Origin of the sequence: Paenibacillus sp. FSL K6-2859 (assembly GCF_038008265.1) — a bacterium.
GTDB lineage: Bacteria > Bacillota > Bacilli > Paenibacillales > Paenibacillaceae > Paenibacillus_AQ > Paenibacillus_AQ nitricinens.
Window position 1 is genome coordinate 1,295,597 of the sequence record NZ_JBBOYU010000001.1, and the last position, 23,542, is coordinate 1,319,138.

The following is a 23,542-nucleotide window of genomic DNA, read 5'->3' on the forward strand; positions in this document are numbered from 1 at the left end:
TTTTTAATCTGAATTATCAATGATTATATTCTATATTTTGGAAGGTGAATAGAGTGAGAAAGGCGAATGTTTACTGAAGTAAACGCAAATAGAAGACATTCGAGAAATGGCATTTGAGTATCAAATGCATCATTGGCATCCAGAGACTATTATATTTAGTTCAGAGAAATCCAAGGAAATATATAAAGGCTTTAGTACAGAGTATAAAATCACATTTTATGGTCGAATTGAATGGTCAAATTATGATTTTATAGAACTAACGGCAGAAATAATAGAAAACATCAAAACATATATTGATTGCTCAAACGAAATGTATGTATTGTGGAGTCATAGCGAAGATCCAGTCATACAAAACACATTAGAATCAGCATTAAAGAATTTAAATGATGTAACTGCTGTCTCACCAGATGTATGGCTTTATCGACCCAATGAATTTGTAATTGAGATCTTTCATGATGGAGTTATAAGAGGACATAAAAAATATTCGCCTCAACCTCCCAGTGCATAACATTCACGCTTCGGGCTATTCAGTTCTAGATCGGTCAGAAGGAAAGTCGAAGAAGGTACGACAGGCAGACAGCCTTTCGAGTTTGGGTATACGGACCCTCGTTGGGTGCCTTCAGCTTCTTAGATTCATACCTGCGGAAACCACCTGTTGTAGTAAGGGGAAAAACATTTGAAGGAGGGTAATTAGTGGATAATATATTATTGATAATATTTGGAATTATTTTGTTAGTATTTATTTTTTCTGTTTTTATATTAATAATTCGAAGTGCAATCGATAGATCAAATACGGCAAAGAAGATGGATGTTTTAATTGATGAAATTAGAATGCTTAGAATAGAAATTAAGAACAACAAACATATAATTGATAAGAAGGTTTAGGGTGTTTCTTTGAAGCGAAAACTTCCGATAAGATTGCTTTTATCAATTTAGATACATTCAGTTTTCAAGTGCCCGAATTTTATAAGAAATATGGATATAAAGTAATTGCAACGATCGAAGATGCTCCACTTGGGAGTAAGCACTTTTACTACAAGAAGGATCTTAACCCTGAGTAAGATCAGTTAATGAAAGTATTATCAGCATCAATAATCAAAGGAGCAGAAAGACATGGAGCTTTTTAAGCAAATACCCTTGTACAGATTTTTGGCATTATGTAATGAAAGTGGCATGAAAAAGACTATATTAGATTGTGGGGCAGGAGGGGATACTCCTCCACTAAGTTTGTTTGTGAATTATGGATACGCTACATATGGAATAGAGATGAATGGCGAACAACTCAAAAGAGCGAATCAGTTCGCAGCAGAAAGAGGACAGACATTAAACATACAACAAGGAGATATGAGAGAGTTGGCAATAAACGATGAGTCAATAAGTTTTGTATATTCTTATAACTCTATTTTTCATATGAGAAAACAAGATGTAAAAGAAGCGATAAATGAAATGAAACGGGTGCTAAAACCAGGGGGATTATTATTTGTTAATTTTCTTACCCTTAAAGATTTTCGAGTGGGTGATGGCGTTGATTTAGGAGAACATCAGTATGAACAAATGGAAGATGATGAATTAGTAATACACTCTTATTATGATTATCATGAGGCAGATTCTATGTTTGATGATATGCAATTAATATATAAGGAAGATCGAGTGCTGGAAAGAAAGTTCGAAGGTGAATGGATACGCCAAGGATTTATTGATTATATATATAAAAAATAGCAGGTTGGTAATAAATGAAGAGTAGAGCAAGTCCAGAGTGGTATCATCCTGGGCTTGCTCTTTTTTTATGTCTAAATGATTACAAATCTTAACGTCCCGCTTACACTGCCATGACCCTTGCTACTTGGCATCAAGTTAGAATGGGCTCAAGAAGTAAATTGAAGGAGGAAGCTATGAAAGTTGAGCTGCACTGTCACACGAGAATGTCGGATGGTTCACTTCATTTTGCAGAGCTGCTGGAGCTTGCTGTTCAAGAGGGAATTGGACATCTGGCTGTTACCAACCATGATACAACACAGGGACTAGCTGAGATGGACGAGATGTGCAGAGCACATGGCATCGAATTTATCCCAGGCATTGAAATATCAGGCTATGATGCTGAACGTCAACGTCGAGTTCATATTCTTGGCTATTTTATTGAACAGGATCACGATGCTATTGATGTCTTATGTAGTCCTCTACTTTTACGACGCCATGAAGGCTGTCGTTTGGCAACTGAGCGGTTAATCGAAGCAGGGTATAACATCTGCTGGGAGGATGTGCTGAGCTATGCCGCGGGTGGAACGGGAGTGTATAAGCAGCATATTATGCATGCGCTGATTGATCAAGGATATACGGACCGGATTTATGGCGACTTATATAAAAAGCTTTTCTCACGAGGGCAGCGAGGGGAGCAGCCTGGCATTGCCTATATTCCAACAGAATATGTCGATGCGAGAGATGCAGTTGGAACCATTATTCAGGCAGGTGGTGTTCCTGTACTAGCGCATCCGGGTCAATACCAGAGCTTTGAAGCTGTAGATGAGCTTGTGCAGGCTGGTTTACAAGGGATTGAGGTATGGCATCCACTGCATGGAGAGGAAGATGAGCTTCAGGCACAGGCACTGGCATTGAAATATAACCTGATCATGACCGGAGGGACAGATTTTCATGGCTTCTATGGTGAAAATCCTATCACACTTGGCAGTAAAAGTCCTGACGCTGCAGTTGTGATTGCACTGAAGGAACGCAAGTCATTACTGCTGTGGGGGTGATCAGAATGTCTGAAGAAATGGATATTGTTGATTATTTGGTAGCTTCTATTCAATCAGGCGAGTATGTGTCTGGCGATAAATTGCCATCTGAGCATGAACTTGCAGAACAGTTCAAGGTTCCACGTATGACTGCTCGGAAAGCGTACGAACGATTGCAGGAGCTGGGGCTTATTTATTCCATGCAGGGGAAGGGAAGTTTTGTTCGGGATAGAAAACTGCGCATTCCCCTCGCTCTCTCAGGTGGCAAAAGCTTCAGTAAGAAGATGATCGAGCTCGGATTCAATTATGAATCCATGAACATATTCTGTGAACCTGTGGAGTCGAATCATAAGATCGAAGCAACACTTGGCATTGGTGATGGAGATCGTGTATTCAAAATAGGGCGATTGCGCAAGATCGATGGTTGCCCCGTCGCGCTTCATATCTCTTATGTGGCGGAATCGCTATTTCCGAACATTGAACATGTAGGTCGGGAGATATCTTCCATGTTCGAATTTTATGAACGACATGGATATACAGATTTCCAATTATCAGAATCCATATTAAGTATCACATATCCGATCAAGTATGAACGTGAGCTTCTAGCCTGCTCTAGCTTGATTCCCTTGCTAGTCCTGAATTCAGAGTGCAGGGATAAGGAAACGGGCCGGATGATTGAATGCAGCAGAATTATGTATCGCGGAGATATGTTCACGTATGAGCTGTAGCAAAGAAGGAGGTACGTAAATGAACCGTAGACAACGAACTGAAACATTAATTAATAGCTCATCTAATCTAGCAACTGTTCTGGCTGATGAGATCAAAGGCCGTTACGAAATTGACCTAATAGAGGAACCTAATCATGGTCTAGTAATGGTAAAGGTCAGAGAAACAGCTAAGAAAAGCCTGTTTTATTTGGGTGAGGTGCTAGTTACGGAGTGTAAGGTCCAGATTGCCGGGAAAATGGGTGTAGGACTTATTAAGGGTGACGAGCCTGAAAAATCGTATGACCTTGCTGTAATTGACGCGGCTTATGCGGCTGAATTAGTGGAGACAGCGGCATGGTCTGCCAAGCTATATATGGAACATGCCCTTCTTGAACAAGCCTATCTAGCAGAACACGCTAAAGTAATGCGAACGAAAGTAGATTTTGAGACGATGGACACCGACTCAGAATGAGATCCGAAGGGAGAACATATATGATGCTCGATATGGTTCATGATATTCAATCAGTATACCGCAAATTAGTTCACAGCATGTCAAGACCAGGTACGATCACAGATCTCTCGCAAGAGGCTGAGAAGCTGGATAATCAAGGCGTGTTTCCCAGTACTCAATTGATCGCTCGCACCCTGCTAGATACAGAAGTTACCTTCAGTATTGTTTCTTCGCGAGCAGCAGAGATAACTAGCTTATTTAGCCAAATGACCTATGCAAAGGAAGCGGCCATTGAAGCGGCAGATTATATTTTTGTGCTGGAGGATGCTGTTTCTGGTGCCTGGCTTGAAACGATACAAGCGGCGAAAGTCGGTGAGTTGATTGATCCTCATGCGGCAGCCACGATCATTGTTGAAGTAGAGGATTTATTCGGTGGTACAACATTGCGTCTATCAGGTCCTGGAATCCTGACTACAGCTTCCATAGCTATGAATATGAGAGAAGATTGGGTTGAACTTCGTGCTGATCGTAACAGTGAGTTTCCGTTAGGTGTAGATCTTCTGTTTACAGATGTAGACCATAGAGTTCTTGCCTTACCAAGAACGACACAGGTCGTGAAAGAGGAGGTATAGCCATATGGGTTACGTAGCAGTGAAAGGTGGTACGGAGGCCATTGAACAATCGTTACTACGACTGCAGTATGAGCGATTACGTAGTGGCAAGGTACTAAAGGTTGAAGCCATAAAAGCAGGCATGCGTGGTCTTGTTGACCAAGTGATGTCGGAGAGTAGCTTATATAGCGAGGAGCTTGCAGCGCTTGCCATTAAGCAAGCGGAAGGTAGCCCGGAGGAAGCTGTTTTCCTACTGCGAGCCTATCGCTCGACCTTGCCTCGTAAGCATTATTCAAAAGATGTAAGTTCAGATGAGATGCGTGTCGAAAGACGAATTTCGGCTTCGTTTAAGGATATCCCTGGCGGGCAGATTTTAGGCGCATCCACAGATTACTCTCATCGCTTATTGGATTTCGACCTGATGGATGAGACGGAGATAACGGTTGAACATTGGCTCCAGGAATTCAACCAAGATCAGGTGAATGGCGACGAGCAGGAAATCACTTCACAAGTCGGTTCTGTCCCGAAAGTGCTGGATTACCTGCGCCAAGAAGGTCTGATTGCCGACTGTCCCACCGACTTCAGTGAACCAGACGATGTTACCCGAACGAGCTTAACATTTCCTGCAAGCCGCAGTGAGAAGCTCCAAATCTTGACCCGTGGGCAGACAGGGGCTCTTACGTCACTCGCTTATGCTGTCATTCGAGGCTACGGTATGGTGCATCCCACTGTCGGAGAGCTCCGCGTTGGGTTACTTCCGGTATACATCGATAGCCCGCTGTATCCTTCAGATAATGAGGATGATAGTTATTTTATCGGGGATATCAAGGTGACTGAAGTGGAGATGCTTGTTCCTGCCATGGTCGAACGGGAAAACGGGAAGAAGGAATTAAATTTAGAGTTCGGCTATGGATTGTGTTATGGACAGAATGAAACAAAAGCGATCGCGATGAGCATCTTGGACAAAAGTCTTGAGCAAGGTGATAAAACCATACCAACGCAGAACGAGGAGTTCGTTCTATTTCATATCGATTCTGTAGAATCAACGGGCTTTATCTCGCATTTGAAAATGCCGCACTATGTTACATTCCAGGCAAAGCTGAACGATGTGCGCAAGACGCGTAGGGAGGGATAGGCCATGCGAATCCAATATAACTTTGCATTTCTTGATGAAGGGTCAAAGCGCGAAATTCGTAGAGCGACATTAAAAGCCATAGCGATTCCTGGATACCAGGTGCCGTTTGCTTCGCGGGAGCTGCCTGTCGGTCGGGGTTGGGGAACGGGAGGATTGCAGCTCACACTGTCGTTAATTGGAAAAAACGATGTTCTGAAGGTTATTGACCAAGGCTCGGATGAATCTGTGAATGCCGTTAGTATCAAGAAGCTGATCGACCGAACGACAGGAGTCCCATCCGTAGAGGATACAGAAGCAGCTACACTCATTCAATCTCGCCATCGTATTCCAGAGATTCCCCTCAAATCAAATCAAATTCTGGTGCTTCAGGTTCCGATGCCGGAGCCGCTGCGGATGTATGAATCCAGTGAGCTAAAGACGAAGCGTCTGCATGGGGAGAATGACTACAGCGGTGCTTGGTTAATGTTGTTCGAGCAAATTATGAAGTACCGGTCCGTTTCTACAGGTGCAGATCATCCCGTTAGCGTGCAAGATCGTTATGTCATGGCACCAAGTCCCATTCCTAAATTTGATAATTCGAAGCTGCATTATTCGGATGCACTGATCCTGCTTGGAGCAGGTCGTGAGAAGAAGATTTATGCAGTCCCACCCTATACAAAGGTGGTTTCGATGGCTTTTGACGATGTTCCGTTTGAGCCTGAGACGTTCAATGGGCATAGCTGCAAAATATGCGGAGCCGAGGATACATTCATGGATGAGCTGTATGACCAGGAAGCGGACGAAACCTACTATCAATGCAATGATACGAGCTACTGCCTAGATCGCTTGAATCAGCAGGCTGAGAACAAAGTGTTAAAAGAGGTGATCTCATGATTGCTCAGCGTCAGCAAGATAAACCTATCATGACCGTGAAGAATCTCAATAAGCAATTTGGCCCAGGCTGTAAGCAGTGCAGTCAACCGGAGCATCGTCAATTGGAAAAAAACTTCTGCCGCACTTGTGGCACGGTGTATGGCTGTCAGGATATTTCCTTCGATTTATACCCTGGAGAAGTGTTAGGGATTGTAGGGGAGAGTGGAAGTGGAAAGTCGACATTGATGCGTTGTTTATACTTCGATGAAGAGGTTACATCAGGCGAAGGGCAGATTCAACAATATAAGGAGGGGCTGCGAAATATTTTCATGGAGTCCTCTCAGCAGAAGAAATTTATACGTAATCATCTGATGGGAAAAGTCTATCAGAATCCCGTACTAGGGCTTCGGATGAAGTTCTCGTCTATCGGCAATATTGCCGAGAAGATGATTGCAGCGGGCAATCGCAACGTTGCGATGATGGAGAATCGTGGTGGCGAGCTGCTGGAACGTGTTCATATTCCCCTTGCAAGGATGAAGGAAGCACCCAAGAATTTCTCCGGAGGTATGCAGCAGCGGGTACAAATCGCCAAGGCGCTATCCAATAATCCTCCCATTCTGCTGTTAGATGAAGTAACAACGGGACTGGATTTATCTGTCCAAGCGAATGTGCTGGACTTGATAAAGCATCTGCAGCGTGAACTGAAGATCAGCATACTTCTCGTATCGCATGATCTTGGTGTTATCCGTATGCTAGCAGATCGAACGATGGTGATGTTAGATGGCAGAATCGTGGAACAAGGCTTAACGGATCAAATACTTGAAGATCCGCAGCACGCCTATACGCAACAGCTTGTCCATTCATTATTATAGAGATTTCTCAGGAGGAGGTCATCTGATGTTATTAATAACAAACGGAACAATTATTACGGATGAAGCCCTACTAGTTGATTATGATTTGCTCATCCATGAAGATCGGATTGCTCAGATTATCCCTCGCGGAGAGGTGACACCAGATGTGGATATGGAAGTTGTCGATGCAAACGGAGGTTATATAACACCTGGCATGATCGACATTCATTCCGATTATATCGAACATATGACAGCACCTAGACCTACTTCACTGATAGATTTCCAGATTGGGCTACGGGAGACAGAAAAAGAACTCATCGGCCATGGGATTACGACAATGTACCATTCCTTGTCGATATTTAAATCTGCCGATTACAAATATCGCCCAATTCGAGAGCCGGAAAATGTACGCAAGCTGATTGATTTAATTGATAGCACACATACCCGTAAGCACTTGGTTCGTCATCGGTTCCATGCTCGTTTTGAGATTGATAATATCGACCAAGTTGATAATTTGAAAAGCTACATTGAAGAAGAAAAAGTGCATCTTGTTTCCTTCATGGATCATACCCCTGGTCAAGGTCAATATCGTGATCTGGAAGTGTACAAGACAACGGTTCTTGGCTACGATACCCTATCAGATGATCGGATTGCGGTACTGATCGAGAATCATCAGACGAAGGAGAAAATGACTGTTGATGTGATTCGGGAAATTGCAGAGCTCGCAAGTGCGAGAAACATAGCAATCGCCTCGCATGATGATGATTCACTGGAAAAGTTAGATCTTGTGAAGAGCTTCGGGACGGCGATCAGTGAGTTTCCAATCACGTTGGAGATTGCTCGCAAGGCTAAAGAAATGGGGTTATTCACGGTAGCAGGTGCGCCGAACGTCATCCTTGGCGGCTCACATACCGGTAATTTATCTGCAACGGAAGCCGTGCAGGATGGTTGCATCGATATTCTATGTAGTGACTATTATCCAGCTTCTATGCTCCATGCTGTGTTCCAGCTCGCAGGCTCTTTTCCACTGGATTTAGTAGAGATGTTTAAGCTAGTAACTTTGCATCCAGCTCAAGCGGTGAATATCGCAGAGGATTACGGCTCCATAACGGTAGGCAAAAAGGCCGATTTACTGATTATCGAACGACTGGAGCCAGATCACTTCCCAGTAGTTACAGGTGTAATTGTAGATGGCAGGCTGATTCAGAAAACGAATTACAGAATTTAATCCAAGGTGGTGATGACGTGGATCATCTGTTATCGATCAAACATCTGTCCAAATCATTTACATTGCATAATCTGAATAAACATATTCCGGCTGCACAGGATGTGAACTTGCATTTACAAGCAGGAGAGTTTGTTGGGATTACTGGCAAGAGCGGAAGCGGCAAGTCGACGATTCTGAAATGTATTTACCGTACATATCTGCCTCATACGGGCAACATATGGTACCATTCGTCGAAATATGGCGTCATTGATCTGACAACGGCTTCTGAGCGAATGATCATTGAATTGCGAAAATTTGAGATAGGTTATGTCTCGCAATTTTTGAATGTGATGCCGCGGACAACAGCAAGAGAGCTTGTTCGTGAAGCGATCATGGAAATGGGACATGAGCAGGAGATCGCTGAAGCTGAAACCGTACGTATGCTGGAGCACTTTGAACTGGATCACAGCTTATGGGACAGCTATCCAGCTACATTTTCTGGTGGTGAAAAGCTTCGTTTGAATATTGCTAGAGCGATGGTGAAGCGGCCAAGACTTCTCTTATTGGATGAGCCTACAGCAAGCCTTGATCAAGCTTCTAAACTTAAGGTGAAGATATTGATTGAACAGCTAATGAAGGAAGGTACGACCATGCTGGGGATTTTTCATGATCTTGAATTTATGCATGATCTCTGTAATCGAGAGTACCACATCGAGGGTGGGCATATGAGTCTTTCAAGTAATAACGAAAAAATTACAAATTAATTAAATAAAGTAAACATTAAGAATATATCACGAAAATATTCCAGATATACAATGGAGTTAAGAAAGATAAATTAGGATTTGAGAGGGGTAAATTCAAGTGAAAAAGATGTTACTATCAACAATTCTTACACTATCACTCATCACGGTAGCAGGTTGCAGTTCAAATGATAGTGAGGCATCTGGAGCAGCAGATTCAACAACGAAATCAAAGGATACAATCACCATGGTATGGTATCCAAATGAATCAGGGGCGGATCTGCAAGCTACTCGCGATGAATTTTCCAAACTTATTGGCGATGCTACAGGGAAAAAAGTAATTAATCAAACAACAACCGACTATATAATCGCGATCGAAGCTATCGCAAATGGCAATGCGGATATGTCTTTTATGGGACCACAAGGATACGTTGAAGCACATGCCAAGAACGATAAAGTACTTCCGCTGGTGGTACCTAGTGGGGAGTCTGGGACGCTCGATGATGCTTTGTATTACAGCTGGCTAAGCGTGAAAAAAGGGGAAGAAGAAGCTTACAAGACTGGTGACAAATTTGCTATCGATAATATTGTGGGTAAGAAATTCTCATTTGTCTCGAACTCTTCTACTTCAGGATTTAAAGTTCCAGTAGCGGGTATCTTGGGTTATTTTGGTACACAGGATAAGTACAAGAGCCTTACGAGCGATGATCTTTTACAAGGCGGCAAGGATGAATTTTTTAGTGAAGTACTTTATGGGGGCTCTCACCAAGGTTCCGCGGTTAACCTGCTGACTGGTAAAGCTGACGTTGCGGCATTTTGTGATACATGTGTAGCCAACTATGTGGATCTGGAGTCCGGAACAGACAGTAAGCCAGGTGCAGTTTATAAAGTGAAGGAAGGCGCTGCAGAGCCATTCAATACCTTGATTGGTAAGGAATTCTCGTTAATTTCTACAACAGCGGTATTGAACTCACCGATTACAATTAATACGGAAACGGTAAGCGCAGAAGATCAAAAGAAGCTTGAGACGTTATTTACCTCTGATGCTGTGACTAAGAATACGAAAATTTTCCTTCCAAAAGATTCAAAGGAAACAGGCATTTTCAAGCAAAAATCAGGAAATGAAAAATTCTTAACCGTTGATGATGCATGGTTCAATCCGATCAGAGAATTGACGCAATAATTGGGCAGCAAGAAGACATTGATCTAACGAGGGAGTTAACTATGACAACGTTATTGGAATTCAAGCACGTATCAAAACAATACAGCAAGGATACAAGAGCGTTATCTGATGTCAACTTCGCTGTGAAAGAAGGAGAGTTCCTGTCCATTATTGGACCTTCGGGAGCAGGTAAATCCACTCTCCTTCGTTGTATTAACCGTATGATCGATGCTAGCAGCGGAGAAATCATGTTTGAAACCGATAATATTATGAATTATAAAAAAAGTGAGTTAAAGAAGCTTCGAACTCAAATCGGAATGATCTTTCAACATTATAATCTCGTAAATCGTTTAAGTGTCATTGAGAATGTCTTGCATGGCCGACTGGGTTACAAGTCGACCATGGCAGGCATACTTGGTCTCTATTCGAAGGAAGAGAAGAAGCAGGCCTATCATATCTTGAACCTTCTTGGTCTGCAGGAGCAAGTTCATAAGCGCTGTGATCAATTGAGCGGAGGACAAAAGCAACGTGTCGGCATTGCACGGGCACTAGTGCAAAATCCTAAACTGCTTCTCTGTGATGAGCCGATCGCCTCGCTGGATCCAAATGCTTCCAAGACAATTATGGAGTATTTGCGGAGGATTTGTTCTGATATGGGGATTACTGTAATTATTAATTTGCATCAGGTGGATGTAGCTATGAAGTTTTCTGACCGCATTATTGGCGTGAACGAGGGATCGATTGTTTACGATGGCCCTCCATCTGAAATCACAAATGAACTGCTGAGAACCATTTATGGAGCAGAGCTGGATGAATATATGACGGAAGAAAGGGATACGTATGCAGGATAGGTTCTTTCTTCGTAAACGTTTAAACACGTCACTCTATTGTGCATTGCTTTTTCTTATCACGATGGCTGCAATCATCATTACACAATATGATATGGTTAAGGGCTTTACGTCTATACCGAAGGCGGCGGAGTGGGCCGTTAGCAACTTTTATCCGAATGCAAGAGCAATGACGCGGCTACCTAATATTCTGGATTCCTTAATGGAGACCTTGCTGGTGTCGATCGCTGCAACAACGGTAGCGGCTATATTCGCTTTCTTTTTTGCTATACTTGGCTCCACTACGACTGGTGTAGGCGGTGTATTTAGTTTATTGAGCCGCTGGATCGCCACCTTGTTTCGGAACATTGATGTCGCTGCATGGTCGATGATCCTACTGATTTCTTTTGGGCAGAGCGTGATGACAGGGTATTTTGCCCTTTTCTTTGGCTCCTTTGGATTTCTAACCCGTGCTTTTATGGAATCTATTGATGAGGTTAGTAATAGCTCTGTGGAAGCTTTACGAGCGACAGGTGCCAGCTATTTCTCAATTATCGTACATTCGGTGATTCCATCCAGTATTCCGCAGCTTATTAGTTGGATTCTATTTATGATAGAAACAAATATTAGACAGGCTACACTCATCGGGATATTAACAGGGACAGGTGTTGGCTTTTTATTCAGCTTATATTATAAAAGCTTGAACTACAGCTCTGCTTCTCTAGTAGTGATCGCAATTATAGCCGTAATATTTATTATTGAAGCAGTCTCCAACTATGTCAGGAGGGTGATTTTGTAGTATGGAACTTCAAGAAGTTGTTCGAGCCCCCTATGAACGAGAGCACTACAATGATCGCTCCCCAGATGAGTTGATCCCGAGAAAGCCGTTCAACAAAGGCTCGTTTGCGATTATAATGACATTGCTCGTGCTCGCTTTTCTAACCGTGTATGGATTTTTCTCCTTTGATTATAAAGATTTGGACTTCGGAGCAGCCATTGATTCGACACTTCAGACACTTCGAACCATGTTCTTTTCACCTTCTATTAATCATTTCAATTTTAGTCATGCGTTATACCAGGTGCTAATCACGTTAGGGCTTGCATTTCTAACAACATTATTTGGCGCTGTGATCGCTTTGTTTCTGGGACTATTAGCATCACGTAATTTATCCTCCCCACTGTTGTCGACCATCGTAAGAAGTGTCGTTGCTTTTATCCGCGCAGTTCCTACCGTACTATGGGTACTTATCTTCGCTGTTGCCGCTGGTCTGGGCAGTGTTGCAGCTGTCATCGGTATGACCTTTCATTCCATTAGCTATCTAGTAAAAGCGTACTCAGAATCATTTGAAGAGCTGGATAACGGAGTGATTGAGGCGTTGAAAGCAAGTGGAGCGGGCTGGTGGCAGATTGTCTTTCAAGCCGTGATTCCTTCGTCCATAACATACTTAATTTCTTGGACCTTTATGCGACTGGAGATTAACTTCGCTGTAGCAGTAGCTATGGGAGCCGCGGCAGGAGCAGGTGGTATTGGATATGATATGTTTATGGCGAGTGCATTTTACTATGATGTGAGAGAGATTGGAGCTATAACGTATTTCATTTTAGTCCTAGCCGTTCTGATGGAGCTGCTCGCAACCCGTTTAAAGAAGACATTGAAGGTTAAAGTGTAAAGCTTTCTTTTAATCTAGTTGTAAGAAAAAGCATTTGTTTTGGTTCAAAATAGTATGTTAAGTTATAAATCTGTTTAACAGAACACACAAGTTAGAGCCTATAAGGGCTCTTTTTTTGTTAGTTAGCGGGAGTGAGGAACATGGATATTAGGAAAATAGAACGTTCAATCACCTATGCAAAAGTCACATCAAGGGGATATGTCTTATTATAACGGTCTTGCGGGACTGATCTTTGGTGGGCTTGCTGCGTGAATCATACTATTGAACTTGTTCGTTACGAGGATCATGGTCCTAGAAGGAAGCTTCTTTATGTTCATGAGATACACGGCGACTCCAGGGAACAATATGAGGAGATCAAGGCAAGGATTAGACGTGATTGGGCTATAGAGAGGATTGAAGCATCGAAGAATGCTACAGGCTGAAGTGGTATGAAAAAAATGCTTGCCATGTCCTTATATTTCTGGTATCATAATTTTTGTTGTCACGTTAAGACAACCTTGCTAAGGCCCGTTGGTCAAGGGGTTAAGACACCTCCCTTTCACGGAGGTAACATGGGTTCGAATCCCATACGGGTCATATTATGCGGTAGTGGTGGAATGGCAGACACGCTATCTTGAGGGGGTAGTGGGTGTATACCCGTGGAGGTTCGAGTCCTCTCTACCGCATACAAATAAAAAGTAAGAAATCCTTTGCTTCGCAGAGGTTTTCTTACTTTTTTTTATAGGATTAGACAAGTTGATTAGCTCTTAGTTCTTAAAGGCTCTTGCATATTGGGGATAGAGCTGTCTGACACAGTCTGGGCAAATATCATGGGTGAATTGCAGAGAAAGCTGATGTTTTAAAAAATGTTCAATGTTGATCCATTCATCCTTAGAATTTCGAATGGATTTGCAGGAAGCACAGATGGGAATTAAGTCTTGTGTTGGCTTACAGGTCAAACAGATGCTTGTGATCCCTGACAACTGAGCTCCTTCTTTAAATGCGCCCAAATCATATAGAGAAATTATAAAAGCATTGTCTAAGTGATCATCTGACAGAAGAGGATAGATCTCTAAACGAAAGATACGGCTTCCTTTATTGGTGGTTTGTATGGAGAACTCAGAGGTATAAATCTGATACTCTCTGCGGAGTATAATTTTCACCGAATCATAAAGCTTGGCCCATTGATCGGAATCGAGGATCACATCCTGCATAAGCTCTGAATAATAAGCTCCAATCCATTGTTTCTGAGGGGAGAGGCCGTATTCATGATTAAATGCCTTCCACTTCCTGTTGGTGAACTGGATAACGCCTTGGCTGTTGATGACCACCGCATTGTGCGGCAGATATTCAAGTGAATGGATAATGGAAGATGATAAGCACTTTGACAAAAGTCACCGCTCCCTCCTAGAGATCCTTCAGGATGATAAGCTAATAAAGGGGGTCAGACGGCATTACATCAGACACTTGTCACCTGAGTCGCCTCTTATCGTCACTCTAACCATATGATATAATCGGATAATACATAGTAACACCAATTATATACTTTTTTACGTTATTTTGCAATAGGTAAATCACTTAAATAAGTCTTTTTTTATTTTTTTGTGAAGGGTGGATTATGGATGCAGACCATATATGAACGTATAGAGTATTTGATTAAGCAAAAAGGTCTCACTAAGAAATCATTCTGTGAGCAGTTAAATATAAGCACAGGTAATATGGGAGATTGGAAGCGGGGCAAGTCTACTCCGGGAACACACAAATTGATTGAGATTAGCGCTTTTTTTCATGTAAGTCTAGACTGGCTTATTTTAGGTAGAAATACATCTGAAATATTGAAAGAGAGCAATGAGGACTATGATTTCGGAGAAGTGAAGTTGAATGAAGATCGAACGAATGAATTGCTTCCAGAGGAAAGGAAATTCATTGAAGAATACTTAGCATTCACTGAATATCGTAAGCAGAAATGGGCCGACGAAAATTCTTGAATCAACGCCTTTACATTTTGGGGAAGTACATTTATAATAATGAATGTTGACCTCAAACAAAGTTTTAAGTTTTATCTCACCGCGCGGTAGTGGTGGAATGGCAGACACGCTATCTTGAGGGGGTAGTGGGTGTATACCCGTGGAGGTTCGAGTCCTCTCTACCGCATATAGAATGATGAAAGAATCCTTGCGATGCAAGGATTCTTTTTTTGTGCTTAACGAGCAATCGGAAAGCTGTATTTTCGTATAATGGATAATGACAAAAAGGACACTGACCGCATATCACCTGGTGGTCTGAGGGATGTGGCCAGTACCCTTTTTCAAAATTTCTTATTGAATGGATTATTTCAGAAGCTTGGAGATATAGGATTCGATCTGCTGAGGAGTAGTTTTAGGAGCAAAACGCTTAAGGACACGGCCTTCTTGATCCACCAGGAACTTGGTGAAGTTCCATTTCACTTTTTTTGAGCCTAGAACACCAGGAGCTTCCTTAGATAAGTATTTGAATAATGGATGTGCTTCGTCGCCTTTTACATCAATCTTCTCGAACATGGGGAAAGTTACCCCATAGTTAATCTCGCAGTATTCTGCAATTTCATCACTTTCGCCAGGCTCTTGGCCGGCAAACTGATTGCTTGGGAAACCAAGCACTTCGAATCCGCGATCCTTAAATTTATCATACACTTCCTGAAGCCCTTTATACTGAGGCGTAAACCCGCATTTGCTAGCTGTATTTACAACAAGGAGTACTTTACCTTTGTACTTGGACAATGATTCTTCTGCACCCCGAAGAGTGTTGACCTCAAAATCATAAATACTCATGGATGCCACCTCCTTTGGAATTCCTATTTTTAATTTATCGCAATTTAATTGTACACTATTTATGATGGGGAGCCAAATAAGAAAATTCTATGAACCATTAACGCCCATTCGGTTTATCAAATCACAGCAAAATGAATGATCATAAATTAAATGTATCTGTATATATTTTATGGAAATAATGACTGAATAAAGGTGTTGATCAGAAAAGAGCAATAAATAGCCTCCGTGTTAGCCGTCTTTGGTTGACATCACCCTTAAAATTCTTTAATATGTCTAAGTATCTGAGAATATGTTGCGTGTGCAATTTACAACCAAAAATTTAAATAATGGGTGATGAAGATGTCTTACAGACCGAATATTACGAATGTGACCAAAGCCAGCAGCAACGATAAGGAAGGATTGTACGAGTTCATTATCAAGCTTGCTGATGGAACGGAGTGCCGTGCGTTTTATAATCGGTTTCCGGAATGGAAAATGACGAACATCAGCCGCCTGCTTAAAACTCCATGTCCAATTTGCCGCAAAGATTTCATCTGTAAATGCATGGAGGCATTCACTGCTGATTTCGAAGGACAAATGATCGGTGATCAATGGATTGAAAAGGCAATTGCTGAATAATTAAAGAACGGTACATGTTGGCGCGGGATTCTATCCCGCGTTTTTGTTTACCCAAAATATACGATACACTTATCTTTATAGGGAGGGGGAGCTATGAACGAGGAGCTGAACATTATGCAAAATAAATCCATTGTGTTGATCGATGGGGTGTGTCATCTATGCCAAGGTTTGATTCGTTTCATCATCCCGCGTGATCCCAAGGCTAAATTTCTATTCGCGCCTTTACAAAGTGAAATTGCCGCTAAGCTAATGAGTGAGGCTGGACTTCAACCTGGGCAGTTGAACACAGTTGTATTGCTGGAGAACGGTATGTATTATACAGAGTCGGCTGCTGTACTGCGAATTGCACGTAGATTGAGATGGCCTTGGCCTGCTGCGTATATCTTCATTATAGTGCCGCGCCCAATACGGAATACCCTTTACCGCTATGTTGCAAGGAATCGTTACCGTTGGTTCGGGCGTGATGAGCAGTGTCTGCTCCCCACACCGGAGATCAAACAAAGATTTTTGTAATCCGCAATTTGGCTAGATGTTATAATGTAACCATAATTTGGTATAGTTAAGGACATGTAGCGAGGGGTGAAGGGATGGCGCGAAAGGTAGGGTTTTATCTTTTAATTCTTATGCTAATTTCTTTAGGTACAATGGGGACGATATCCGCAGATTCTAAGCTCAGGGTTATGGTGAATAATTCGAGCCTGAATTACGGTGTACAAATCATTTCCGGACAGACGATGGTTCCGCTGAAGGCTTTTGAGAGCTTCAAGAATACTTCTATTCAGTGGGAAGCCCGTACAAAGCAAGTAACGATCGTTAGAGACTCTATGAAGCTTAAGCTTGCTGTAGGTTCTCGAACGGCGTGGAAGAACTCGGAATCTGTGCAACTGGCAGCACCTGCTAGAATCATGGATGGAAGAGTTACGGTACCGCTGAGATTTATTGCAGAAGCTCTTGGGGCTAGAGTAACGGTAGATGCTGCTACAAAGACTGTCTGGGTTCAGGAACGTGCTAATGCAAAGCTTGTGCAGAATTATACTAGTAACGACTTAGTAGTTTCCCGCATTGCTGCTTTACAATTCCCGGTTGATGAAAGAGAACCGTCTCAATTAACGGGTGATAATGAAGCGTTGTCTATGTCGTATTATTTTCCTGAAGGCAGATCTGATGGATATTTCATAATCTATGGGCATTTTGTATCGTATTATGAGATTAAAGACAACATTAGAACAGTCGTATGGGAAGCCGATTTGGACAATTCGAAAGAGGCTGATAAAAAAGATTTTACGGCGATATTCGGACACCCCATTGCGAAGGAATATGGCAAAGCCCCTGTTTTAGCGCCATCCTATGCCTATTATTATACGAGTGTATGGGGTAGTCAGATTATTTGCGGAATCGTTAATGTGGATGGAACAACTAAAGTATCAGGGAAGTCGCTGAACTGGGAGAACAACAAGCCCTTTATCGTGGCTATTCCCGGCGAGACGAAGCTTTAAACGCTCTACAAGTCATATAAAATATGGAGATGAATTATGAATAAAGGGAAGCCCAAGGGATTTATGCGTTTTGATTGGCCTTTTCATTTTGTGACGATGCCGCTTGCGCTGATTTCGTTTGTGTGGTCGACGATTTATGCTGTTCAAGAGATACGTGATGATGGTGCTTTAACGGTGCCATTGCTGTTATTTGGGATGTCCTTATGCTTACTTTTTGCGATTACAAGAATTCGTATATATGCGACAAAAAATCAGGACCGCGTGGTGAGAGTGGAAGAGCAGTTTCGCTATTTCCGTCTGACAGGCGAAGCTTTGAGCCCAGAGCTTGAAATAGCCCAAATTATAGCGCTACGTTATGCGGGTGATGATGAGTTTCCAGCACTGTGTCAGCGGGCGGTGAAGGAGAAGCTCAACCCTGCCGATATTCGGTCTGCCATTAAGTACTGGCGCGAAGATAAGATGAGAGTATAGTATCCAGCTAGTGTGTGAAAAAACTTATTGCTGCCTTCTTATATATATGCTACTATAGCTGTAAATTAAAGGAATAGTAACGGAAGCACCGTTCAATTACCGTATTCACGGTTATTGTCGGTGCTTTTTTTGCTGTCTTTTTTTGAGAAAATAATGGATTTCTTCTTATCGAAAGGAGCGTGGTTTCATGGCGGCAAGGATTGTGCTCGCAGTGCGTGAAAGTCAATATATCGAACCCTTACTGCACTATCTTCATCACAGCGAGTACGGAGAAATGCTGCGTATTACGGCTTTTAGCCGAATGGATGCTTTTATCGAATTTATGAGGGGAGAGGACATCCCGGATGCTGTTGTGGGGGACTCTTCTTTTATTGAGGCTTGGCTAGTAGAGGGGAAAAGCATGGTTCCGTGGGCAGTTTTGAGTGAGGATGGAGGTTATCTCGGTAAGAGTGCTAAGAGTCTGGGAGGAGGAGTGATGATTGCCAAATATCAGGCGCTTCCTTCCCTTCTAGGAGCATTTCTCCAGTTATGTGAAGTTCAAAGAGGTAGAGGAGCTTCTGTACTAGATGAAACGCTGTTGCTGGGGGTTGTCTCTTCTAGCGGCAACATGGGCAAAACGACGATAGCATTGAATATGGCTAAGCAGCTTGGTGAAATGGGCCTTTCGGTGTTTTATTTGAACCTTGAGAGTGTTGACAGCAGTGGGTTTTTTCTCAGAATCCCTGCAGGTCATACGCCTGGACTAGAGCGACTGCTATATGAAATAAAGGCGCATCGAGATAAGGATGAAGCGGATACGATCGAATTAGGACAATACTTCATTAGATATGATCACCTCCGAACTGCTTCTTTCAGGCCAGTTATTAATGTGAAGGAAATGCTGCAGATGACTTTGCAAGATACGCTGGATTTATTAGAGCGGCTGGTTGCCGAGAGAAACTTTGATGTTGTTATTGTGGACACCGGAAGCATCGAGGAAGAGCGTGCGAAAGCTGTGCTACAGCGGAGTGGGATTTTACTTTGGGTCCTGAAAAATGATGATGTAAGCATGTATAAGGCTATGAGATGGCTGTCGCATTGCACTGCTCCTAACTCTGGAATGTCCCCCCATGTGATGGACAAGAGTAAATTTGTAGTGAATTTTGCAGTAGATCGCTTGGAAGAGTGGGTGCCTCCAGAGGGAATTACCATTGAAGGCATATGCCCTTTTATCCCGTCATGGACACTGCAACACCGTGAGGAGCTTTTTTTGAACTCTCCGCAATTTCAGCGAGAAATTTTGCAGTTATGCAAACGGATTGTAGAACCAGCGCTCCCACTGGTGTTTACCGGGAAGAACCTGCATGAATGAAGAGATGTTCAGGGCGCTGCGTAGTGAGATTCGTGCAGGACTTGATGTAACATCTGCAGTAGAGAACCGTGAACTTACCGGGTTTATCGAACGAACGATTCTAGAAAGTGAAAGACTCCGTTACTTAACAGCGCAGGAGAAGCATGAGCTAGTGAAGAGATTGTTTGATTCTTTCCGGGGATTGGATGTGCTTCAGCCATTAGTGGACAACCCGGCGATCACGGAGATTATGATCAACAGTCATACTGAGATTTTTGTGGAAGAGGAGGGTCAGATTCGTCGTCTTCCTTTGGAATTTGAGTCCAGCAGCAGGCTGGAAGACATTATCCAAACGGTAGTATCCGGTGTTAACAGGGTAGTAAATGATTCCTCTCCTATCGTTGATGCCCGGTTGAAGGATGGATCTCGCGTGAATATTGTTCTTCCGCCAGTCTCGCTGAAAGGACCCGCGATGACCATACGTAAATTCCCGGAGAAGCCGATGACGATGAATGAATTGGTGAGCCGTGAAGCTTTAAGCCTGGACGCAGCAGAGCTACTGCAAATCTTAGTAGCTGCTAAATACAACATTTTTATAAGCGGGGGAACCGGCTCGGGGAAGACCACCTTTCTAAATGCATTATCTCAGTTTATCCCATCACAGGAGAGGGTCATCACAATAGAAGATTCTGCTGAGCTACAGATTGTAACGGTGCCAAATCTTGTATCCCTGGAGACTAGGAACGCGAATACAGAAGGTAGAGGTGAGATTTCCATTCGAGATTTGATTCGTTCTTCACTGCGGATGAGACCCAATCGAATTGTTGTGGGTGAGGTGCGTGGAGCGGAATGTCTTGATATGCTACAGGCGATGAACACTGGGCACGATGGAAGCTTGTCCACAGGGCATAGTAACAGTGCGCACGATATGGTCAGTCGATTGGAGACGATGGTGTTAAGTGCAGCGGATCTGCCGGTAACGGTTGTTCGTCAGCAGATTTCATCGGCGATTGATATTTTCGTACATTTATCCAGGCTCCGTGATCGTTCTAGGCGAGTGATGGAGATTAGTGAGGTTGCAGGCCTGAAAGATGGAGAAGTGTTCTTAAACCCTCTATATGAATTTCAAGAATCCGGTGAGCGAGAGGGACGGGTACAAGGGGGGCTAGTTTCCTCTGGAAACCTGCTTATGCATACAGCAAAGCTTAGAATGGCTGGTGTAACCTCCTACCCGTTATCTCAGGCTGGATTTTAAATTCTAAAGGGGGCAAGAAGTAGTGCTTAAGATTAAGTTTGCTGCTGAAAAATCTAAGGAAGCTGATGCCAGAGACCATTCATTATTGCCGAATTATACGGTATACGAATTGACCTTGGTACAGAAAACTCTGGCTATTGCAGTAGGTGGTATGCTGCTGTTTGGAGTGGGCTATCTTTTTTATCATCATTGGATACTATCGTTACTACTTATGCCTGGTGGGCTGTATGCACCTCGTATGCTGCGTAATTATTTGCTGAAAAGACGCCGGAGTATGCTTAATTTACAGTTTAAACAGACGTTGTTTTCATTGTCTTCCTCACTCTCAGCAGGGCGATCGGTCGAGAATGCTTTCCGGGAAGCGGTCCAGGACTTACGTATGCTGGACCCGGAGGGGGGCGGCGATATGATCTCGGAGCTAAATATTATCTGTACGCGCATGGAATACGGTCAGCCAGTGGAGGAAGCGCTTCGGGATTTCAGTGCAAGAGCAGGAATGGAAGATATTGAGCGGTTCGCTGACGTGTTCACTGTATGTAAACGTACAGGCGGCGATCTGGTAGAAGTAGTGCGCCGTACGTCTACGATTATTGGGGAGAAGCTGGATATTCAGCAAGATATTGCTGTAAGCATTTCACAGAAGAAATTCGAAGCGAAAGCGCTGTTAATATCTCCACTAATCATGGTGATCTTTATGAGTTTGACTGCAGGAGACTATATGCAGCCCATGTACACAGGAGCGGGTATAGCTATATCGACGCTTGCATTAGTAGCTTTGTTTTTATGTTATCTCTGGACTACTAAAATAATGGACATTCCGCTGTGAAGGGGAAGTAATCATGCGATGGCTATGTGCAGTAGTCACTATATTTTTACTTGTTGTCTGGGCTCTGTTACGAATTAAATGCGGAAAAAGATATGACGGATTAAGAGAACTTCCTATGGAAGGACTACGACTTCGGAAGCTGGGTGAACCGCTGCTGCTGCTCATTGAGAAAAGCGGCATTGTCAGTCGTTTTCCATCATTGATGTTCAGGATTCAACGTTCCCTGCAGCGAAGTTATGGGATGCGTTACAGTGCAGAACGAACCCTGCTGTTCATGGGTGAGATGCTTAGCTACAGTTGGTTGTTGCTTGTGGGTGGAAGTTTGATCACAGGGTTTAGCGGCGATCAGACAGGTCTGATTCTAGGTATTTTCTTGGCGGTAGCTCTACCAGCTGCTATGGTGAGTGATTTGCATAAAAAGGTGAGGGTGAGAGAGCAAAATATTATGCTCGAGCTACCAGAACTTCTGAACAGCATTGTATTGCTGGTAGGAGCAGGTGAGACCGTACAACGGGCGATTATCCGCTGTGTGGAGAGCCGCCGAGGTGATGTTAATCACCCATTATACAAGGAGCTTAGGATCATGACCAGTGAATGGGAAGGAGGGTATTCATTTCAGCAGGCATTCGAGAATTTTAGCAAGAGATGTGCAGTGCAGGAAGTATCGTTGTTCACGACGACGGTTCTTTTGAATTACCGCAGAGGTGGAGCGGATTTTGTGTTATCGCTACGCGATCTCTCGCGGATGCTGTGGGATAAACGTAAAGCTATCAGCCGAACGCGAGGGGAGCAAGCTTCCTCTAAACTAGTCTTTCCGATGGTAGTTATTTTTTTAATAGTAATTGTACTGGTGGGAACACCAGCATTCATGATGTTAAAAATGTAGGAGGGTGAACTAATGATGACGACAATGTCGGGTAGTGTGAAGAATTTCTGGAAGGACGAGGAAGGCCTGGGGACACTGGAAATGATTCTGATTATTGCAGTACTGATTGCGGTCGTTCTTTTGTTTAAGGACAAAATTCAGGAGGTAGTAGAGGCTTTGATTAAAACTGCAGGAGAAAAGAGCCAGGAAGTATTTGAGTGAATAAGCTTAAGGACGATCGAGGCAGCTTTACTATTGAAGCTTCAATTCTACTACCTATGGTCATGTGTATTACAATGCTTCTTCTATTCTTTTGTTTGTATAGCTACCAAAAGTCCATGCTGCTGCAAGTAGCCTCAGGGGCTGCTGAGCGTGCGGCTTACAATTGGGACAACAGCCATAAAGAGGTTTCTGGCTCCTATGCTGCTGGTGAGTATGACTCCCTTTATTGGAGAATTGGAGATGATGCGTTGCTGGCCTCATTATTCGGCGGAGAAGCTAGGAAAGGTGGCGTGACAATACAGCTACCTGGTGAAGTGTCAGATGAAAGTGATCTAGCAGATCTTAAACTCAGACATTCGTCCTCTATGATTCCGAATAATATGCCGGGAAATATGAACTACGACTACACGCTTACGGGGCGGAAAGTAAGCGCTGAATTAAATCGTCTACTGCACTTACCTGTACTTGATGAAGTTTTGTCTGATGAGGCAAAGCCAACTGTAAGAACTCAATCTATCATCGCTGAGCCTGTTGAGTTTATCCGTACGGTAGACCTGATGCGTTACTTCGGGGCTAAGTTCAAGGGTGGCTCAGAGGGTACTAGTGGGTCTGGAGTCCACATGGAGAAGAAGGATGCATCCGCGATGATGACCAAGCTTCAGGATAAGTGAATATTTCCTTGCTAATGGATCTTGTATCTATTGAAGGTAGGGATAAGGAGGGAG

30 protein-coding genes, 3 tRNA genes and 1 pseudogene are annotated in these 23,542 nt (G+C 43.2%); 32 read left to right on the top strand and 2 right to left on the bottom strand.

The genetic code is table 11. The features are described 5' to 3' along the window. Nucleotides 1-106: 106 nt before the first annotated feature. The 20 genes and pseudogenes from MHB64_RS05680 to MHB64_RS05775 all read left to right on the top strand — a co-directional run bounded on the left by MHB64_RS05680 (nt 107) and on the right by MHB64_RS05775 (nt 13,610). Nucleotides 107-508 carry a CDI toxin immunity protein gene (locus tag MHB64_RS05680; RefSeq protein WP_341133912.1) on the top strand — a complete coding sequence of 134 codons (402 nt, stop codon included), beginning with the start codon at nt 107-109 and terminating at the stop codon, nt 506-508. 185 nt (nt 509-693) lie between these two features. After that, nucleotides 694-885 carry a hypothetical protein gene (locus tag MHB64_RS05685; RefSeq protein ID WP_341133913.1) on the top strand — a complete coding sequence of 64 codons (192 nt, stop codon included), beginning with the start codon at nt 694-696 and terminating at the stop codon, nt 883-885. Between the two features lie 41 nt (nt 886-926). After that, nucleotides 927-1,061 (top strand): annotated as a pseudogene (locus tag MHB64_RS05690) (GNAT family N-acetyltransferase); the annotation flags it as partial. Nucleotides 1,062-1,113: 52 nt separating this feature from the next. Continuing rightward, nucleotides 1,114-1,719 carry a class I SAM-dependent methyltransferase gene (locus tag MHB64_RS05695; protein WP_341133914.1) on the top strand — a complete coding sequence of 202 codons (606 nt, stop codon included), beginning with the start codon at nt 1,114-1,116 and terminating at the stop codon, nt 1,717-1,719. A gap of 173 nt (nt 1,720-1,892) precedes the next feature. Next, nucleotides 1,893-2,753 (top strand): PHP domain-containing protein, encoded by an 861-nt coding sequence (locus MHB64_RS05700; RefSeq protein ID WP_341133915.1) that lies wholly within the window; start codon nt 1,893-1,895, stop codon nt 2,751-2,753. A 5-nt stretch (nt 2,754-2,758) separates the two neighbouring features. Then, nucleotides 2,759-3,460, top strand: coding sequence for a GntR family transcriptional regulator (locus MHB64_RS05705; RefSeq protein WP_094874587.1), 702 nt, complete (start codon nt 2,759-2,761; stop codon nt 3,458-3,460). Nucleotides 3,461-3,479: 19 nt separating this feature from the next. After that, a complete protein-coding gene (gene phnG / locus MHB64_RS05710) occupies nt 3,480-3,911 on the top strand; it encodes a phosphonate C-P lyase system protein PhnG (RefSeq protein ID WP_094878695.1) in 432 nt (143 codons plus the stop codon). A gap of 20 nt (nt 3,912-3,931) precedes the next feature. Beyond that, a complete protein-coding gene (phnH, locus tag MHB64_RS05715; RefSeq protein WP_341133916.1) occupies nt 3,932-4,522 on the top strand; it encodes a phosphonate C-P lyase system protein PhnH in 591 nt (196 codons plus the stop codon). Nucleotides 4,523-4,526: 4 nt separating this feature from the next. Further along, on the top strand, nt 4,527-5,636 hold the full coding sequence (locus MHB64_RS05720) for a carbon-phosphorus lyase complex subunit PhnI (RefSeq protein ID WP_341133917.1): 1,110 nt from the start codon (nt 4,527-4,529) through the stop codon (nt 5,634-5,636). Between the two features lie 3 nt (nt 5,637-5,639). Further along, a complete protein-coding gene (locus tag MHB64_RS05725) occupies nt 5,640-6,509 on the top strand; it encodes an alpha-D-ribose 1-methylphosphonate 5-phosphate C-P-lyase PhnJ (RefSeq protein WP_341133918.1) in 870 nt (289 codons plus the stop codon). Then, complete coding sequence (locus MHB64_RS05730) at nt 6,506-7,360, top strand: ATP-binding cassette domain-containing protein (RefSeq protein WP_341133919.1); 855 nt, start codon at nt 6,506-6,508, stop codon at nt 7,358-7,360. Before MHB64_RS05725 ends, MHB64_RS05730 begins: the two co-directional genes overlap by 4 nt. 25 nt (nt 7,361-7,385) lie before the next feature. Continuing rightward, nucleotides 7,386-8,567, top strand: a complete 1,182-nt coding sequence (phnM, locus tag MHB64_RS05735) for a phosphonate metabolism protein PhnM (protein WP_341133920.1) — start codon at nt 7,386-7,388, stop codon at nt 8,565-8,567. A 17-nt stretch (nt 8,568-8,584) separates the two neighbouring features. Then, nucleotides 8,585-9,310, top strand: a complete 726-nt coding sequence (locus MHB64_RS05740; protein ID WP_341133921.1) for a phosphonate C-P lyase system protein PhnL — start codon at nt 8,585-8,587, stop codon at nt 9,308-9,310. 97 nt (nt 9,311-9,407) lie between these two features. Next, entirely contained in the window at nt 9,408-10,469 is a 1,062-nt protein-coding gene (locus tag MHB64_RS05745) for a phosphate/phosphite/phosphonate ABC transporter substrate-binding protein (protein WP_256990054.1), read from the top strand. A 41-nt stretch (nt 10,470-10,510) separates the two neighbouring features. Then, nucleotides 10,511-11,299, top strand: a complete 789-nt coding sequence (gene phnC / locus MHB64_RS05750; protein WP_094874579.1) for a phosphonate ABC transporter ATP-binding protein — start codon at nt 10,511-10,513, stop codon at nt 11,297-11,299. Further along, on the top strand, nt 11,289-12,074 hold the full coding sequence (locus MHB64_RS05755) for an ABC transporter permease subunit (RefSeq protein ID WP_341133922.1): 786 nt from the start codon (nt 11,289-11,291) through the stop codon (nt 12,072-12,074). Before phnC ends, MHB64_RS05755 begins: the two co-directional genes overlap by 11 nt. Nucleotide 12,075: 1 nt before the next feature. After that, a complete protein-coding gene (locus tag MHB64_RS05760; protein WP_341133923.1) occupies nt 12,076-12,945 on the top strand; it encodes a PhnE/PtxC family ABC transporter permease in 870 nt (289 codons plus the stop codon). A gap of 248 nt (nt 12,946-13,193) precedes the next feature. Continuing rightward, nucleotides 13,194-13,367: a hypothetical protein gene (locus MHB64_RS05765; protein WP_280788724.1), complete on the top strand. Its 174-nt coding sequence runs from the start codon at nt 13,194-13,196 to the stop codon at nt 13,365-13,367. Between the two features lie 82 nt (nt 13,368-13,449). After that, nucleotides 13,450-13,521: transfer RNA gene (locus MHB64_RS05770), tRNA-Glu, on the top strand. Nucleotides 13,522-13,527: 6 nt separating this feature from the next. Further along, nucleotides 13,528-13,610 (top strand) — tRNA-Leu (locus tag MHB64_RS05775). 81 nt (nt 13,611-13,691) lie between these two features. Here the strand turns inward: MHB64_RS05775 and MHB64_RS05780 are convergent. After that, nucleotides 13,692-14,315, bottom strand: a complete 624-nt coding sequence (locus MHB64_RS05780) for a hypothetical protein (protein WP_341133924.1) — start codon at nt 14,313-14,315, stop codon at nt 13,692-13,694. A gap of 231 nt (nt 14,316-14,546) precedes the next feature. Between MHB64_RS05780 and MHB64_RS05785 the strand changes: the two genes are divergently transcribed. Beyond that, nucleotides 14,547-14,912 (top strand): helix-turn-helix domain-containing protein, encoded by a 366-nt coding sequence (locus MHB64_RS05785; RefSeq protein ID WP_094874825.1) that lies wholly within the window; start codon nt 14,547-14,549, stop codon nt 14,910-14,912. A gap of 83 nt (nt 14,913-14,995) precedes the next feature. Further along, nucleotides 14,996-15,078, top strand: a tRNA-Leu gene (locus tag MHB64_RS05790). A 176-nt stretch (nt 15,079-15,254) separates the two neighbouring features. Here MHB64_RS05790 and MHB64_RS05795 read toward each other — a convergent pair. Further along, nucleotides 15,255-15,734 carry a glutathione peroxidase gene (locus MHB64_RS05795; RefSeq protein WP_341133925.1) on the bottom strand — a complete coding sequence of 160 codons (480 nt, stop codon included), beginning with the start codon at nt 15,732-15,734 and terminating at the stop codon, nt 15,255-15,257. 339 nt (nt 15,735-16,073) lie between these two features. Here MHB64_RS05795 and MHB64_RS05800 point away from each other — a divergent pair, with 339 nt between their 5' ends. From MHB64_RS05800 to MHB64_RS05845, 10 genes are all read left to right on the top strand, one after another. Beyond that, the gene (locus MHB64_RS05800; RefSeq protein WP_042124803.1) at nt 16,074-16,352 is read left to right on the top strand and encodes a hypothetical protein; all 279 of its coding nucleotides are present in this window, start codon (nt 16,074-16,076) and stop codon (nt 16,350-16,352) included. A 93-nt stretch (nt 16,353-16,445) separates the two neighbouring features. Next, nucleotides 16,446-16,865: a thiol-disulfide oxidoreductase DCC family protein gene (locus MHB64_RS05805; RefSeq protein WP_094870678.1), complete on the top strand. Its 420-nt coding sequence runs from the start codon at nt 16,446-16,448 to the stop codon at nt 16,863-16,865. Between the two features lie 74 nt (nt 16,866-16,939). Then, nucleotides 16,940-17,848, top strand: coding sequence for a copper amine oxidase N-terminal domain-containing protein (locus MHB64_RS05810; protein WP_094870677.1), 909 nt, complete (start codon nt 16,940-16,942; stop codon nt 17,846-17,848). A 36-nt stretch (nt 17,849-17,884) separates the two neighbouring features. Continuing rightward, a complete protein-coding gene (locus tag MHB64_RS05815; protein ID WP_094876957.1) occupies nt 17,885-18,319 on the top strand; it encodes a DUF6526 family protein in 435 nt (144 codons plus the stop codon). Between the two features lie 187 nt (nt 18,320-18,506). Further along, entirely contained in the window at nt 18,507-19,670 is a 1,164-nt protein-coding gene (locus MHB64_RS05820) for a hypothetical protein (protein ID WP_341133926.1), read from the top strand. Beyond that, nucleotides 19,663-20,904 (top strand): CpaF family protein, encoded by a 1,242-nt coding sequence (locus tag MHB64_RS05825; RefSeq protein ID WP_341133927.1) that lies wholly within the window; start codon nt 19,663-19,665, stop codon nt 20,902-20,904. Before MHB64_RS05820 ends, MHB64_RS05825 begins: the two co-directional genes overlap by 8 nt. Before the next feature lie 31 nt (nt 20,905-20,935). After that, complete coding sequence (locus MHB64_RS05830) at nt 20,936-21,730, top strand: type II secretion system F family protein (protein ID WP_256989837.1); 795 nt, start codon at nt 20,936-20,938, stop codon at nt 21,728-21,730. A 10-nt stretch (nt 21,731-21,740) separates the two neighbouring features. After that, complete coding sequence (locus tag MHB64_RS05835) at nt 21,741-22,616, top strand: type II secretion system F family protein (protein ID WP_373455828.1); 876 nt, start codon at nt 21,741-21,743, stop codon at nt 22,614-22,616. 12 nt (nt 22,617-22,628) lie between these two features. Beyond that, nucleotides 22,629-22,817 (top strand): Flp1 family type IVb pilin, encoded by a 189-nt coding sequence (locus MHB64_RS05840; RefSeq protein ID WP_094870671.1) that lies wholly within the window; start codon nt 22,629-22,631, stop codon nt 22,815-22,817. Continuing rightward, nucleotides 22,814-23,488, top strand: coding sequence for a TadE family protein (locus MHB64_RS05845; protein ID WP_341133928.1), 675 nt, complete (start codon nt 22,814-22,816; stop codon nt 23,486-23,488). Before MHB64_RS05840 ends, MHB64_RS05845 begins: the two co-directional genes overlap by 4 nt. The last annotated feature ends 54 nt before the right edge of the window (nt 23,489-23,542 follow it).

Coding starts and splice junctions, on each gene's coding strand:
- MHB64_RS05820 (WP_341133926.1), top strand. CDS start 18,507: ATGGCGGCAAGGATTGTGCTCGCAGTGCGTGAAAGTCAATATATCGAA.
- phnM (WP_341133920.1), top strand. CDS start 7,386: ATGTTATTAATAACAAACGGAACAATTATTACGGATGAAGCCCTACTA.
- MHB64_RS05760 (WP_341133923.1), top strand. CDS start 12,076: ATGGAACTTCAAGAAGTTGTTCGAGCCCCCTATGAACGAGAGCACTAC.
- MHB64_RS05730 (WP_341133919.1), top strand. CDS start 6,506: ATGATTGCTCAGCGTCAGCAAGATAAACCTATCATGACCGTGAAGAAT.
- MHB64_RS05805 (WP_094870678.1), top strand. CDS start 16,446: ATGAACGAGGAGCTGAACATTATGCAAAATAAATCCATTGTGTTGATC.
- MHB64_RS05800 (WP_042124803.1), top strand. CDS start 16,074: ATGTCTTACAGACCGAATATTACGAATGTGACCAAAGCCAGCAGCAAC.
- MHB64_RS05795 (WP_341133925.1), bottom strand. CDS start 15,734: ATGAGTATTTATGATTTTGAGGTCAACACTCTTCGGGGTGCAGAAGAA.
- MHB64_RS05815 (WP_094876957.1), top strand. CDS start 17,885: ATGAATAAAGGGAAGCCCAAGGGATTTATGCGTTTTGATTGGCCTTTT.
- MHB64_RS05705 (WP_094874587.1), top strand. CDS start 2,759: ATGTCTGAAGAAATGGATATTGTTGATTATTTGGTAGCTTCTATTCAA.
- MHB64_RS05680 (WP_341133912.1), top strand. CDS start 107: ATGGCATTTGAGTATCAAATGCATCATTGGCATCCAGAGACTATTATA.
- MHB64_RS05840 (WP_094870671.1), top strand. CDS start 22,629: ATGATGACGACAATGTCGGGTAGTGTGAAGAATTTCTGGAAGGACGAG.
- phnC (WP_094874579.1), top strand. CDS start 10,511: ATGACAACGTTATTGGAATTCAAGCACGTATCAAAACAATACAGCAAG.
- phnG (WP_094878695.1), top strand. CDS start 3,480: ATGAACCGTAGACAACGAACTGAAACATTAATTAATAGCTCATCTAAT.
- MHB64_RS05695 (WP_341133914.1), top strand. CDS start 1,114: ATGGAGCTTTTTAAGCAAATACCCTTGTACAGATTTTTGGCATTATGT.
- MHB64_RS05810 (WP_094870677.1), top strand. CDS start 16,940: ATGGCGCGAAAGGTAGGGTTTTATCTTTTAATTCTTATGCTAATTTCT.
- MHB64_RS05720 (WP_341133917.1), top strand. CDS start 4,527: ATGGGTTACGTAGCAGTGAAAGGTGGTACGGAGGCCATTGAACAATCG.
- MHB64_RS05700 (WP_341133915.1), top strand. CDS start 1,893: ATGAAAGTTGAGCTGCACTGTCACACGAGAATGTCGGATGGTTCACTT.
- MHB64_RS05785 (WP_094874825.1), top strand. CDS start 14,547: ATGCAGACCATATATGAACGTATAGAGTATTTGATTAAGCAAAAAGGT.
- phnH (WP_341133916.1), top strand. CDS start 3,932: ATGATGCTCGATATGGTTCATGATATTCAATCAGTATACCGCAAATTA.
- MHB64_RS05755 (WP_341133922.1), top strand. CDS start 11,289: ATGCAGGATAGGTTCTTTCTTCGTAAACGTTTAAACACGTCACTCTAT.
- MHB64_RS05825 (WP_341133927.1), top strand. CDS start 19,663: ATGAATGAAGAGATGTTCAGGGCGCTGCGTAGTGAGATTCGTGCAGGA.
- MHB64_RS05725 (WP_341133918.1), top strand. CDS start 5,640: ATGCGAATCCAATATAACTTTGCATTTCTTGATGAAGGGTCAAAGCGC.